This is a genomic window from Streptomyces sp. NPDC043876 (assembly GCF_056435825.1).
This window is the reverse complement of record NZ_JBWKDV010000011.1, coordinates 153,399-166,770: the sequence shown is the minus strand read 5'-3', so window position 1 is coordinate 166,770 and position 13,372 is coordinate 153,399. Positions and strand designations below refer to the sequence as shown.

At 71.9% G+C, this 13,372-nt stretch carries 13 protein-coding genes; 12 read left to right on the top strand and 1 reads right to left on the bottom strand.

Features of this window, described 5'->3' with window-relative positions:
* The first annotated feature begins 69 nt into the window (after positions 1 to 69).
* Together AC0693_RS30250 and AC0693_RS30245 are read left to right on the top strand one after the other, a co-directional pair.
* Positions 70 to 765 (top strand): HdeD family acid-resistance protein, encoded by a 696-nt coding sequence (locus AC0693_RS30250; protein ID WP_469317481.1) that lies wholly within the window; start codon positions 70 to 72, stop codon positions 763 to 765.
* A gap of 94 nt (positions 766 to 859) precedes the next feature.
* A complete protein-coding gene (locus tag AC0693_RS30245) occupies positions 860 to 1,399 on the top strand; it encodes an ATP-binding protein (RefSeq protein ID WP_356405169.1) in 540 nt (179 codons plus the stop codon).
* Positions 1,400 to 1,439: 40 nt separating this feature from the next.
* Here the strand turns inward: AC0693_RS30245 and idi are convergent, their stop codons facing one another.
* Positions 1,440 to 2,039, bottom strand: a complete 600-nt coding sequence (gene idi / locus AC0693_RS30240; protein ID WP_478803420.1) for an isopentenyl-diphosphate Delta-isomerase — start codon at positions 2,037 to 2,039, stop codon at positions 1,440 to 1,442.
* Positions 2,040 to 2,435: 396 nt separating this feature from the next.
* Between idi and AC0693_RS30235 the strand changes: the two genes are divergently transcribed.
* The 10 genes from AC0693_RS30235 to hpnE all read left to right on the top strand — a co-directional run bounded on the left by AC0693_RS30235 (position 2,436) and on the right by hpnE (position 13,332).
* Positions 2,436 to 4,226 (top strand): DUF5941 domain-containing protein, encoded by a 1,791-nt coding sequence (locus AC0693_RS30235; protein WP_478803508.1) that lies wholly within the window; start codon positions 2,436 to 2,438, stop codon positions 4,224 to 4,226.
* Positions 4,223 to 4,975 carry a phosphocholine cytidylyltransferase family protein gene (locus AC0693_RS30230; protein ID WP_469317413.1) on the top strand — a complete coding sequence of 251 codons (753 nt, stop codon included), beginning with the start codon at positions 4,223 to 4,225 and terminating at the stop codon, positions 4,973 to 4,975. The genes AC0693_RS30235 and AC0693_RS30230 overlap by 4 nt, the downstream gene beginning before the upstream one ends.
* On the top strand, positions 4,963 to 6,024 hold the full coding sequence (locus AC0693_RS30225; protein WP_356405175.1) for an iron-containing alcohol dehydrogenase family protein: 1,062 nt from the start codon (positions 4,963 to 4,965) through the stop codon (positions 6,022 to 6,024). Before AC0693_RS30230 ends, AC0693_RS30225 begins: the two co-directional genes overlap by 13 nt.
* Positions 6,002 to 6,781 (top strand): CDP-alcohol phosphatidyltransferase family protein, encoded by a 780-nt coding sequence (locus tag AC0693_RS30220; protein WP_468466633.1) that lies wholly within the window; start codon positions 6,002 to 6,004, stop codon positions 6,779 to 6,781. The genes AC0693_RS30225 and AC0693_RS30220 overlap by 23 nt, the downstream gene beginning before the upstream one ends.
* An 8-nt stretch (positions 6,782 to 6,789) precedes the next feature.
* The gene (locus AC0693_RS30215; RefSeq protein WP_468466820.1) at positions 6,790 to 7,662 is read left to right on the top strand and encodes a glycosyltransferase family 2 protein; all 873 of its coding nucleotides are present in this window, start codon (positions 6,790 to 6,792) and stop codon (positions 7,660 to 7,662) included.
* A 157-nt stretch (positions 7,663 to 7,819) separates the two neighbouring features.
* On the top strand, positions 7,820 to 8,749 hold the full coding sequence (locus AC0693_RS30210) for an ABC transporter permease (protein WP_356405181.1): 930 nt from the start codon (positions 7,820 to 7,822) through the stop codon (positions 8,747 to 8,749).
* Complete coding sequence (locus tag AC0693_RS30205) at positions 8,742 to 9,530, top strand: ABC transporter ATP-binding protein (RefSeq protein WP_356405183.1); 789 nt, start codon at positions 8,742 to 8,744, stop codon at positions 9,528 to 9,530. The genes AC0693_RS30210 and AC0693_RS30205 overlap by 8 nt, the downstream gene beginning before the upstream one ends.
* A 472-nt stretch (positions 9,531 to 10,002) precedes the next feature.
* Positions 10,003 to 10,932, top strand: coding sequence for a squalene synthase HpnC (hpnC, locus tag AC0693_RS30200; protein ID WP_469337957.1), 930 nt, complete (start codon positions 10,003 to 10,005; stop codon positions 10,930 to 10,932).
* Complete coding sequence (gene hpnD, locus AC0693_RS30195; protein ID WP_478803419.1) at positions 10,929 to 11,897, top strand: presqualene diphosphate synthase HpnD; 969 nt, start codon at positions 10,929 to 10,931, stop codon at positions 11,895 to 11,897. Before hpnC ends, hpnD begins: the two co-directional genes overlap by 4 nt.
* 61 nt (positions 11,898 to 11,958) lie before the next feature.
* Complete coding sequence (hpnE, locus tag AC0693_RS30190; protein WP_478803418.1) at positions 11,959 to 13,332, top strand: hydroxysqualene dehydroxylase HpnE; 1,374 nt, start codon at positions 11,959 to 11,961, stop codon at positions 13,330 to 13,332.
* Positions 13,333 to 13,372 lie beyond the last annotated feature (40 nt).

Here is a 13,372-nt window from a genome sequence, read left to right as displayed (position 1 = left end):
ATCCCGGCCGGTCGATCCTATGATCAAGGAGTCCGGGGGGCTCGGGGGGTGCGAGAAAGAGGCATGTCCATGGCCGCAGACCGCACACGCCGCATCGACGGGGCCGGGCAGCAGAAGCAGGAGAAGAAGAAGCTGAGCCGGGGCTTCGGACTGCTGGCCCTGCTCGGGGTGATCCTCGTCGTGGCCGGGCTGGTCGGCCTCATCTACACCGGGGTCGCGACGCTGACCTCGATGTTCCTCTTCGGCTGGCTGCTGCTGATCGGCGGACTGGTCGGCCTGCTCCAGGCGGTGCAGGCCCGCAAGAGCAACTACTTCTGGCTCGCCGTCATCGTCGCCGCGATCAACCTCGCCGCCGGGTTCGTGATCCTGCGCCGCCCCGAGGCGAGCGCCGAGGCGCTGACCATGTTCGCCGCGCTGCTCTTCCTGACCGGCGGGGTGTTCCGGCTGGCGGGCGCCCTGGTGGTGCGGGGATCGAACTTCGTGCTGACCCTGGTCCAGGGCGCCTTCGGGATCCTGCTGGGCGTGCTGGTGCTGTGGCGCTGGCCGGGCAGCAGTCAGTACGTGATCGGAACCTTCTTCTCGCTCGCCCTGCTGTTCGACGGACTGAGTCTGGTGGCGCTCGGCATGGGCGCGCGCCGGATCCTCGGCCTGGTCAGGGAGGACGAGGTGGCGGCGGTGCCGGTGACCGATCCGGCCGCGGCGGCCACTGCACGGCAGGCGGCCGATAAGCGGGCCGTGGGAGATCAGGAACAGTCGAACAACTGACGAGGCCATACTTCGACGGTCAAAAAGCGTCCGAATAACGCTGACTTATGGTCAGTGGTCCGGTCCGCGCCGACCCCGTCCCCACTCTTGACGCGTGGAGACGATCGAGCGTGAAGACGGGGGCCGGAAGATGGACGTCAGCGGGAATGTCCCGCCAGCCGGGGGGAGCGCGCCGGTCGACCCGGCCGGTCCCCTCGCCTACGAGGGCGTGTGGCGGTTCACCGCGCCCTCCACAGAAGAATCCGTTCCGCAGGCGCGCCGGGCGGTGCGTGACCTGCTCGGCCGCCAGGGCGTACCGGCCGACCGGGACCTGGTCTACTCGCTGCTGCTGATCGTCTCCGAGCTCGTCACCAACTCGGTACGGCACGCGGCCCTGCTCTCGCCGGAGGTGGCGGTCGAGGTCGCCATCGGCCGCGAGTGGGTGCGGGTGGCCGTCGAGGACGACCATCCCTACCGGCCCAAGGCGCTGGAGGCGGATTTCGGCCAGACGGGCGGCCGGGGCCTGCTGCTGGTGCGCGAGATCACCCGGGAGGCGGGCGGGGTCTGCGACGTCGAGCACACCTCGACCGGCGGCAAGGTCATCTGGGCGGCCCTGCCGCTCACCGCCCCGGGCCCGCTCACCGCGGCGGGCTGACCGGCACCGGCGGCGCCCCGGGGGCGCCGCACGGCGAGGCCTACCAGCCCGCGGCTTCGCCGGTCAGCTCGCGGATCGCCGGACGCGCCGCGTCGAGCACGGTCATGAACCAGGCCGAGAACGGCACCTCGGCATGGCGCTTCACCAGCTCGTCGGCCGTCACGAAGGCGGTGTCGCCGACCTCGTCCGGATCCGGGTCGAGCCGCGCCTGCGCGAGTCCCACGAACAGGTGGTTGTACTCCTGCTCGACCAGCCCCGACGCGGGATCCGGATGGTTGTAGCGCACGGTCCCCGCCTGCGCCAGCAGCGAGGGCGACAGCCCCAGCTCCTCGTGGGTGCGCCGGGCGGCCGCGGCGAACGGGGACTCCCCGGGATAGGGGTGCCCGCAGCACGTGTTCGACCAGACACCGGGGGAGTGGTACTTCCCGAGGGCCCGCTGCTGGAGCAGCAGCCGCCCCTGCCCGTCGAAGAGGAACACGGAAAAGGCCCGGTGCAGCAGGCCGGGCGCCTGATGTGCGGAGAGCTTCTCAGCGGTACCGATGGTCTGACCGGACTCGTCGACAAGTTCGAGCATGATCGGTTCTTGAGTGCCGGTGCCGGTGGACGCGCTGTTCGCGGCGGTGGCTGGTGTGGTCGGCATACCCATCCTTCGCTTCGGACTTCGGCGTTCAGTCTGCCGCACAAATGCGGCTTGTCCCCACTTCGGTGATCTGCGGCGGGCTGCCCCCCGAGGCGTGGTATGCGGCGGCGGACACCTGCCCGTGCCCCAGGGGTACAGGGGCCGGATCGTCCGGCACCGGAGCCCCCGCGGTGCCCCGCGCCGCTCGCCCGCGCACCCTCGCACCCGGGGCGGTTTGGCGTGCGTGGCACGATCGTCAATGATGATCCGAACGGGTCCGCACGCCGGGCAATCGTCGGATCGTCGGTCGCGAACGGGTGGTGAATGCCCGGTTCCCTTCATCCGATAGCCTCTGCCGACGTGCCGCCGCCCCTCGTGGCGGCCGTCCCGTGTGTACGTCGCAAGGAGTGAGTTCGTCTGCCGACCGCCATCCTCACCGGCCAGCCGGTTCCCGGCTCAGCGCTCGCGGACGACCTGAGGTCGCTCGGCTTCGACGTCGAGCCCGCGACCGATCCGGTCCGCACCGCCGCCGTGCTGGCCGCCGTACCCGCCGACCAGCGGGTCGCGATCGTCGACAGTGAATTCGTCGGGCACCTGCACGCCTTGCGGCTGGCCCTGACCGACCCGCGCTTCGACGCCTGCGCGGTACCGGGCGCGCTCGCCGTCCAGAGCGCCGCCCGCGCCGCGCTCACCCGCGCCGTCGCGGCCGACGGCGCGGCGTCGGCCCCCGCTCCCTACCCGGACCGGCTCGCCGCGGCCGTCGAGGCCGCCGGCACCCCCGTGCACCGGCCCGAGCTGGGCAGCCTGGTCGCGTCCGTGCCCGCCGCGGGCCCCGAGCGCACGGCCGCCGAGGCCGCCGTGGCCGCCGTCGACGACGAGGCCGTCCGGCTGCGCACCGCCGTGAAGTCCCGCGACGGGTTCTTCACCACCTTCTTCATCAGCCCGTACTCGCGCTACATCGCCCGCTGGTGCGCGCGCCGCGGGCTCACCCCGAACCAGGTCACCACCGCCTCGCTGATCACCGCGCTGATCGCGGGGGGCTGCGCCGCGACCGGCGACCGCTGGGGCTACGTGGCCGCGGGCGTGCTGCTCCTCGTCTCCTTCGTCCTGGACTGCACCGACGGACAGCTCGCCCGCTACTCGCTCCAGTACTCGACGATGGGCGCCTGGCTCGACGCCACCTTCGACCGCGCGAAGGAGTACGCCTTCTACGCGGGCCTGGCCCTCGGCGCCGCCCGCCACGGCGACGACGTGTGGGCCCTCGCGCTCGGCTCGATGATCCTCATGACCTGCCGGCACGTCGTGGACTTCGCCTTCAACGAGGCCAACCACGACGCGACCGCCAATACGAGCCCCACCGCGGCGCTGTCCGGCCGGCTCGACAGCGTCGGCTGGACGGTATGGGTCCGCCGCATGATCATCCTGCCGATCGGCGAGCGCTGGGCGATGATCGCGGTCCTGACCGCCCTCACCACCCCGCGCACCGTCTTCTACGCGCTGCTCGTCGGCTGCGCCTTCGGCGCGCTCTACACCACCGCGGGCCGCGTCCTGCGCTCCCTGACCCGCAGGGCGACCCGCACCGACCGGGCGGCCGGGGCCCTCGCGGACCTGGCCGACTCGGTGGTGCGCGCCTGGAGCGACACCCGCCGGGTCGCCGCGCGCAAACCGACGAGGGCCTCGCTGTGGCTGGCCCTGGGCGCATCCGTGGTGATGGCCGGTGGCGCCGTCATCCGTGACTTCGGTGACCCGTGGCTGATCGCGACCGCGGTGGGCTACGTCATCTTCACGGGCGCGGCCGTCTCCTACCCTCTCAAGGGCGCCCTCGACTGGCTCGTCCCCCCGCTCCTGCGGGCCGCCGAGTACGTGACCGTCCTCGCGCTCGCCGCCAAGGCGGACGTCCCCGGGGCCCTTCCGGCGGCATTCGGACTGGTCGCGGCGGTCGCCTACCATCACTACGACACGGTGTACCGGATCCGCGGCGGCACCGGCGCGCCCCCGCACTGGCTGGTGCGGACGACGGGCGGCCACGAGGGCCGGGTCCTGTTGATCACGGTCCTGGCCGCCGTCCTGGCGGAGCGCGCCTCGGACTTCCCCGTCGCGCTCACGGCCCTGGCCGTGTTCGTGGCACTCGTGGTGCTCGTGGAGAGCATCCGGTTCTGGGTCTCCTCGGGAGCACCCGCCGTACATGACGAAGGAGAACCAGCATGATCGGCCTTGTCCTCGCGGCCGGTGCCGGACGCCGCCTGCGTCCCTACACCGACACCCTTCCCAAGGCCCTCGTGCCCGTCGGCCCCGAAGGCGACGAGGAGAGCATCACGGTCCTCGACCTGACCCTCGGCAACTTCGCCGAGGTCGGCCTGACCGAGGTCGCCATCGTCGTCGGCTACCGCAAGGAAGCCGTCTACGCGCGCCGCGAGGCGCTGGAAGCCAAGTACGGCGTCAAGATCACGCTGATCGACAACGACAAGGCCGAGGAGTGGAACAACGCCTACTCCCTGTGGTGCGCCCGCGAGGTCCTGAAGCAGGGCGTCATCCTCGCCAACGGCGACACCGTGCACCCGGTCTCCGTCGAGCGCACCCTGCTGGACGCCCGCGGCCGCGGCCAGAAGATCATCCTCGCCCTCGACACGGTCAAGCACCTGGCAGACGAGGAGATGAAGGTCATCACCGACGGTGAGAAGGGCGTGCGGCGCATCACCAAGCTGATGGACCCCGCCACCGCCACCGGCGAGTACATCGGCGTCACCCTCATCGAGCCGGAGGCCGCCGAGGCGCTGGCCGAGGCGCTGAAGACCACCTTCGAGCGCGACCCCGACCTCTACTACGAGGACGGCTACCAGCAGCTCGTCGACGACGGTTTCACGATCGACGTGGCCCCCATCGGCGACGTCAAGTGGGTCGAGATCGACAACCACGACGACCTCGCCAAGGGCCGGACGATCGCATGCCTGTACTGACGCGGCTCATCCCCTCGCCGGTCGTCGTCGACATCAGCCACGGCGCCATGGACGACCTGGCCGGCCTCCTGGCCGACCAGCGGATCTCCGCGTCCGGCAAGCTGGCGATCGCGATCAGCGGCGGGTCCGGTCAGGTGCTGCGCGCCAAGCTGGAGCCCGTGCTCCCGTACGCCGACTGGTACCCCGTCGTCGACGGCACCCTCGACTCCGCGGTCAAGCTGGCCGACGACATAAAGGGCCGCCGCTACGACGCGGTGGTCGGCCTGGGCGGCGGCAAGATCATCGACGTGGCGAAGTACGCCGCGGCGCGGGTCGGGCTGCCCATGGTGTCCGTCGCCACGAACCTCTCGCACGACGGCATCTGCTCGCCGGTGTCCATCCTGGACAACGACAACGGGCGGGGCTCCTACGGCGTGCCGATGCCGATCGCGATGGTCATCGACCTCGACGTGATCAAGGAAGCCCCGGTGCGCTTCGTCCGCGCCGGCATCGGCGACGTGATCTCCAACATCTCGGCGATCGCCGACTGGGAGCTCTCGCACCGCCTCACCGGCGAGCCGGTCGACGGCCTGGCCGCCGCGATGGCCCGGACCGCCGGAGAAGCCGTCCTGCGCCACCCGGGCGACTGCGGCGACGACGAGTTCCTCACCGTCTTCTCCGAGTCCCTCGTACTGTCCGGCATCGCCATGGCGATCAGCGGCGACAGCCGTCCTTCCTCGGGCGCCTGCCACGAGATCAGCCACGCCTTCGACCTGCTGTACCCCGGCCGCTCCGCGCTCCACGGCGAGCAGGTCGGCATCGGCGCGGCCTTCGCGATGCACCTGCGCGGGGCCCGCGAGCAGTCCGGGCTCTTCGCCGAGGTACTGCGGCGCCACGGCCTGCCCGTGCTGCCCGAGGAGATCGGGTTCAGCGTGGACGAGTTCGTCGAGGCCGTCGAGTACGCACCCCAGACCCGCCCGGGACGCTTCACCATCCTGGAGCACCTCAACCTGTCCGCCGCCGAGATCAGGGACGCTTACTCCGACTATGCAGAGACCATCCGTAGCTGAACTCCGGCCCGTCGTTCACCCGGCGGGCGTCAAGGACCGGGTCAGCGGGGAGCACTGGGGCGGGCGCCTCTACATGCGCGAGATCTCCCTGCGCATCACCCGTCTCCTGGTCACCACCAAGGTCACGCCGAACCAGCTGACCTACGTGATGACCCTCTCCGGTGTCCTCGCCCTCCCGGCGCTGCTGGTGCCGGGCGTCTGGGGCGCCGTACTCGGCGTGGTCATGGTCCAGGGCTACCTGCTGCTCGACTGCGTCGACGGCGAGGTCGCCCGCTGGAAGAAGCAATTCTCCCTCTCCGGGGTCTACCTGGACCGGGTCGGCGCCTACCTGTGCGACGCGGCGGTTCTCGTGGGCTTCGGCCTGCGCGCCGCGGACCTGTGGGGCGGCGGCCGCGTCGACTGGCTGTGGGCCTTCCTGGGCACCCTCGCGGCGCTCGGCGCGATCCTGATCAAGGCCGAGACCGACCTGGTCGGCGTCGCCCGCCACCAGGCCGGCAAGCCCGTGGTCAAGGACGCGGCGGCCGAGCCGCGCTCGTCCGGCATGGCCCTGGCCCGCCGGGCCGCGGCCGCGCTGAAGTTCCACCGCCTGGTCCTCGGCATCGAGGCCTCGCTGCTCATCCTGGTGCTCGCCGTCGTGGACCAGGTCCGCGGCGACCTGTACTTCTCCCGGCTCGGCGTGGCCGTGCTGGCCGGCATCGCGATCCTCCAGACCGTGCTGCACCTCGTGTCGATCCTGGCCTCCAGCAGGCTCAAGTGAGCGCCCCGATGCGGCTCGGCGCCGTGATCATCACCATGGGCAACCGGCCCGACGAACTGAAGGCGCTCATCGACTCGGTGGCCCGGCAGGAGGGCGACCCGATCGAGGTCGTCGTCGTGGGCCAGGGCGTGCGGGTCACCGGCCTGCCCGACGGGGTCCGCACCGTCGACCTCCCGGAGAACGTCGGCATCCCGGCCGGCCGCAACGTCGGCATCGAGGCCTTCGGGCCCGGCGGCCGCGACGTGGACGCCCTGCTCTTCCTCGACGACGACGGGCTGCTGGAGCGCACCGACACCGCGCAGCTGTGCCGCCGGGCCTTCGCCGAGGACCCCGAGCTGGGGATCGTCAGCTTCCGGATCACCGACCCCGAGAGCGGCGAGACCCAGCGCCGGCACGTGCCCCGGCTGCGCGCCTCGGACCCGATGCGGTCGTCCCGCGTGACCACCTTCCTCGGCGGCGCCAACGCCGTCCGCACGAAGGTGTTCGAGCAGGTCGGACCGCTGCCCGGGGAGTTCTTCTACGCGCACGAGGAGACCGACCTGGCCTGGCGCGCGCTCGACGCGGGCTGGCTGATCGACTACCGCGCGGACATGGTGCTGCTGCACCCGAAGACCGCCCCGTCCCGGCACGCGGTCTACCACCGCATGGTGGCCCGCAACCGGGTGTGGCTGGCCCGGCGCAACCTGCCCGCCCCGCTCGTTCCGGTCTACGTCGGCGTCTGGCTGCTGCTGACGCTGGCGCGCCGGCCCTCGGCGAGCGCGCTGAAGGCGTGGTTCGGCGGCTTCAAGGAGGGCTGGGTCGCCCCGTGCGGACCCCGTCGCCCGATGAAGTGGCGGACCGTGTGGCGCCTGACCCGGCTCGGCCGTCCCCCCGTCATCTGACGGCGGCCCGCCACCCCCGTCCGACCGCGGCGACCGCCCGCCGTCCACCCGTCATCCGCCGACCACGCCGGATCTGGGAGCATGGGTACCTGCCCCCGGCACCCGGCGGCCAGCCCGACGCCCCCCTGCCGCATCTTGAAGACGAAAGTTTCAACTTGTGAGTGACACAACCCACGACGGCGCCCTCGCCACGAGCAGGCCGCCGTCAGCCGACGAAGGCCTGACGGCCGCGGAGCTTGCCAAGAAGTACGGCCTGTCCGTCAGCGGGGCCCGACCCGGGCTCGGCGAGTACGTCCGGCAGCTCTGGGGACGTCGCCACTTCATCATGGCCTTCTCCCAGGCCAAGCTGATGGCCCAGTACAGCCAGGCCAAGCTCGGCCAGATCTGGCAGGTGGCGACCCCGCTGCTGAACGCCGCGGTCTACCTGCTGATCTTCGGCGTGATCCTCGGCGCCTCCAAGGGCATGACCCTGAAGGAGTACATCCCCTTCCTGGTCATCGGGATCTTCGTCTTCACCTTCACGCAGAGCTCCGTGATGGCAGGTGTCCGGGCGATCTCCGGCAACCTCGGCCTGGTGCGCGCCCTGCACTTCCCCCGCGCCTCGCTGCCGATCTCGTTCTCGCTCCAGCAGCTCCAGCAGCTGCTGTACTCGATGATCGTGGTCGTCGTGATCACCATCGGGTTCGGGAACTACCCCCGGCTGTCGTGGCTGCTGGTGGTGCCCGCGCTGGTGCTCCAGTTCGTCTTCAACACCGGGCTGGCCCTGGTCTTCGCGCGGATGGGCTCCAAGACGCCCGACCTCGCGCAGCTCATGCCGTTCCTGCTGCGCACCTGGATGTACACCTCCGGTGTGATGTTCTCCATCGAGACGTTCCTCAAGAGCAAGCCCGCCTGGATCTCGGACGTCCTGCAGTGGAACCCGGCGGCCATCTACATGGACCTGATCCGGTTCGCCATGATCGACAACTACACCGCGGCCAAGCTGCCGCCGCACGTGTGGGGCTTCGCCATCGGCTGGGCCGTCGTCGTCGGCGGTCTGGGCTTCGTCTACTTCTGGAAGTCCGAGGAGCGTTACGGCCGTGGCTGACACCACCGTGGGGCAGGTCCCCACCGTCATCGCGGACGACGTGCACATCGTCTACCGCGTCAACACCGGCGGCGGGGGCCGGGGCAGCGCGACCGCGGCCCTCAACAAGATAATCCGCCGCCGCAGGAACAAGGGCGACACGCCCGGGGTCCGCAAGGTGCACGCCGTGCGCGGCGTCTCCTTCACCGCCTACCGCGGCGAGGCCATCGGCCTCATCGGATCCAACGGCTCCGGCAAGTCCACCCTGCTGCGGGCCATCGCCGGGCTGCTGCCCTGCGAGTCCGGCAAGGTCTACACCGACGGGCAGCCCTCCCTGCTCGGCGTGAACGCCGCGCTGATGAACGATCTGACCGGCGAGCGCAACGTGATGCTCGGCGGCCTCGCGATGGGCATGTCCCGCGAGGAGATCAAGGAGCGCTACGCGGGGATCGTGGACTTCTCGGGCATCAACGAAAAGGGCGACTTCATCTCCCTTCCGATGCGCACCTACTCCTCAGGCATGGCGGCCCGGCTGCGTTTCTCCATCGCCGCGGCCAAGGACCACGACGTCCTGATGATCGACGAGGCGCTCGCCACCGGTGACCGGAAGTTCCAGATCCGCTCCGAGGAGCGCATCCGGGAACTCCGCAAGGAGGCCGGTACGGTCTTCCTGGTGAGCCACAGCAACAAGTCGATCCGCGACACCTGCGACCGCGTCCTGTGGCTGGAGCGCGGCGAACTCCTCATGGACGGACCGACCGAAGAGGTCGTTTCCGCCTACGAGAAGGAAACCGGGCGCTAGAGCGGCCGGTACGGGCCGGACCGCTTTCCGCGGCCCCGGCCCGACGGGCGACACGCCGCAGGCCTCCGCCGTACGCAACGGCGGGGGCCTGCGGCGTGTCGCGGCGCCGTCGCGGCGCGCTCGGGATGTCCTCGTCCTGTCCACCGCGGAACCGGCGGGCACGGCAGCGGGCGGTGGCATATTCGCGCCGACAGATCTCACATGAGATCTCCCGTGACATCTCGTAATGGAGCGAATACCCGATAGGTCCCCGCGCCGTTGTACAACGTAAGCTGGGCCGGTCCTGAATCGCGCTCCGCGGGCCGGATTACCCGCAGGTGAACGGCCCGGCGCACCCCGGGTAAAGTCCGGCGGCGTGTCCGAAATAGGATGCATTGGGTCGGCAGTGTAGAACGGGAGATGTGACGGCAATGGCTACGGGAATTCTCCGGCCCCCAGGCGTTTCCGCCGTCCCGGCCCCGGGCGGCGGGCGGTGACCCCGGGGCAGCACCTCCGTCTCCCGGCCGACGCCGACCCCGCGCGCGCCACCCTCCGCAAGGCCGCCGCGGAGAACTTCCCCGTCGCCCCCGCCTTCCTGCCGCGCGCCTGGCGCGACGGCCTGACCGCGGTCTACGGATACGCCCGCCTGGTGGACGACATCGGCGACGGCGACCTCGCCCCCGGCGGCCGCGACGCCGAACTGCTGGGCCTCGACGCCGGGCAGGCCGACGACCGCCCCGCCCTGCTGGACGCGCTGGAAGCCGACCTGGGCCGGGTCTTCGCCGCCACCGGCGACGGCCCGCACCACCCGCTGCTCCGGGCCCTGCGTCCCGTCGTACGCGCCCACGCGCTCACCCCCGAGCCCTTCCTCGGCCTGATCGAGGCCAACCGGCAGGACCAGCACGTGTCCCGCTACGAGACGTACGAGGACCTGCTCGGCTACTGCGAACTCTCCGCCAACCCGGTCGGCCGCCTCGTCCTCTCCCTCACCGGAACCAGCACCCCCGAACGGGTGCGCCACTCCGACGCGATCTGCACCGCCCTGCAGATCGCCGAACACCTCCAGGACGTCACCGAGGACCTCGGCCGCGACCGGATCTACCTCCCCGCCCAGGACATGCGCCGCTTCCACGTCCGCGAGGCCGATCTGCGCGCCCCGGTCGCGGGCGCCTCCGTCCGCTCCCTGATCGCCTTCGAATCCGAACGCGCCCGGCACCTCCTGAATGAAGGCACCCCCCTGGTGGGTAGCGTGCACGGCAGACTCCGGCTGCTGCTCGCGGGCTTCGTGGGAGGCGGGCGCGCCGCCCTCGACGCCGTCGCCGCGGCCGGATTCGACGTGGCACCCGGCCCGCCCAAGCCCACCAAGCGCGGCCTGCTCCGCGAGGTGGCCGCCGTCCTGCGCACAGCGCCGAGAAAGAGGTGAGCCCGAACGTGGAGGGCCCCGCACACGCGTCCGCACCATCCGCCCCGTCGGCACCGGTAGTCGCCGCCTACAGCTACTGCGAGGCCGTCACCGGCGCCCAGGCGCGCAACTTCGCGTACGGCATCCGGCTGCTGCCCGCCGACAAGCGGCAGGCGATGTCCGCGCTGTACGCCTTCTCGCGGCGCGTCGACGACATCGGCGACGGGACGCTGCCGGCCGACGCCAAGTTCGCCCGGCTGGAAGAGACCCGGGCCCTGCTCGGCCGCGTCGTCGAGGGAGCCGTCGGCGAGGACGACACCGACCCGGTCGCCGTCGCCCTCGCCGACGCAGCCCGCCGCTTCCCCATCCCCCTCGGCGGCCTCGACGAACTCATCGACGGCGTCCTGATGGACGTCCGCGGCGAGCGCTACGAGACCTGGGACGACCTGAAGGTCTACTGCCGGTGCGTCGCCGGCGCCATCGGCCGGCTCTCCCTCGGCGTGTTCGGCACCACCCCCGGCGCGCCCGACGCCGCGCGCGCGGGCGAGTACGCCGACACCCTCGGCCTCGCCCTGCAACTGACCAACATCCTCCGCGACGTCCGCGAGGACGCGGGCAACGGGCGCACCTACCTGCCCGCCGAGGACCTCGCCAAGTTCGGCTGCGCGGACGGCTTCCACGACGACCGGGCCCCCGCCGGATCCGACTTCGCCGGACTGATCCACCACGAAGTGCGCCGCGCCCGTGCCCTGTTCGTCGAGGGCTACCGGCTGCTGCCCATGCTCGACCGGCGCAGCGGCGCCTGCGTCGCCGCGATGGCCGGCATCTACCGGCGCCTGCTCGACCGGATCGAGCGCGAGCCCGAAGCGGTGCTGCGCGGGCGCGTCTCGCTGCCGCCCCACGAGAAGGCGTACGTCGCCGTGCGCGGCCTCTCGGGCCTCGACGCGCGGCACATCTCGCGCCAGAGCACCCGGAGGCGGCCCTGATGGGACCCGGCGCAACCCCGGACGTCGCTCCGACGTCTGTCGGGACGACCAAGGAGGACCAATGACCGCGGACCGTGCGGTGGTCGTCGGCGGCGGGCTCGCGGGAGTGAGCGCCGCGCTGCGGCTCGCCGACACCGGCATGCGCGTGACCCTGCTGGAAGGCCGCCCCCGGCTCGGCGGGCTCGCCTTCTCCTTCAAGCGCGGCGAACTCGACGTCGACAACGGCCAGCACGTCTACCTGCGCTGCTGCACCGGCTACCGGTGGTTCCTGGACCGGATCGACGGCGCCGCCCTCGCCCCGCTGCAGGACCGCCTCGACGTACCCGTCCTCGACGTCGCCCACCCCGGCGGACCGCGGCTGGGCCGGCTGCGCCGCAGCCCCCTGCCCGTCCCCCTGCACCTCGCCGCGTCCCTGGCCCGCTACCCGCACCTCTCGCTGGCCGAACGGGCGGGCGTCGGGCGCGCCGCCCTCGCGCTGCGCCGCCTCGACCCCGCCGACCCGGCGCTCGACGGCCTGGACTTCGCGACCTGGCTCGGCCGCTACGGCCAGTCCCCCCGGACCATCGAAGCCCTGTGGGACCTCGTCGGCATCGCCACCCTGAACGCCACCGCCGAGCAGTCCTCCCTGGGACTCGCCGCCATGGTCTTCAAGACCGGCCTGCTCTCGGAGAACGGCGCGGCCGACATCGGCTGGGCCCGCGTCCCCCTCGGCGAACTCCACGACACCCTCGCCCGCAAGGCCCTCGACGCGGCGGGCGTGCGTACCGAACTGCGCACCCGGGTCACCGGCATCACCCGCACCCCCGAGGGCGGCTGGAGCGTCGGGACCGAGGAGCACGCCATCGACGCGGACACCGTCGTCCTCGCCGTGCCGCAGCGCGAGGCCCACGGCCTGCTGCCCGCCGGCGCCCTCGACGACCCGGACAAGCTCCTCGACATCGGCACCGCGCCCATCCTCAACGTCCACGTCGTCTACGACCGCAAGGTGCTCAAGCAGCCGTTCTTCGCGGCCCTCGGCTCCCCGGTCCAGTGGGTCTTCGACCGGACCGACAGCTCGGGCCTGGCCGACGGCGGCCAGTACCTCGCCCTGTCCCAGTCCGTCGCCCACGACGACATCGACGAACCCGTCTCGGTGCTGCGCGCGAAGTACCTGCCCGAACTGGAGCGGCTGCTGCCCGCCGCCCGCGGCGCCAAGGTCCGCGACTTCTTCGTCACCCGGGAACGGACGGCGACCTTCGCCCCCGCGCCCGGCGTCGGCCGGCTGCGACCGCCGGCCCGGACCGGCGCGCCCGGGCTCTACCTGGCCGGCGCGTGGACCGCCACCGGCTGGCCCGCCACCATGGAGAGCGCCGTCCGCAGCGGACTGAACGCGGCCCACGCCGCGCTCGCCGCCCTCGGCCGCCCCCGCGAACACCCGCTGCAGGAGGCGGTATGACGATCACCAGCACGACCGGTACCGCACGTACAGGAACCAG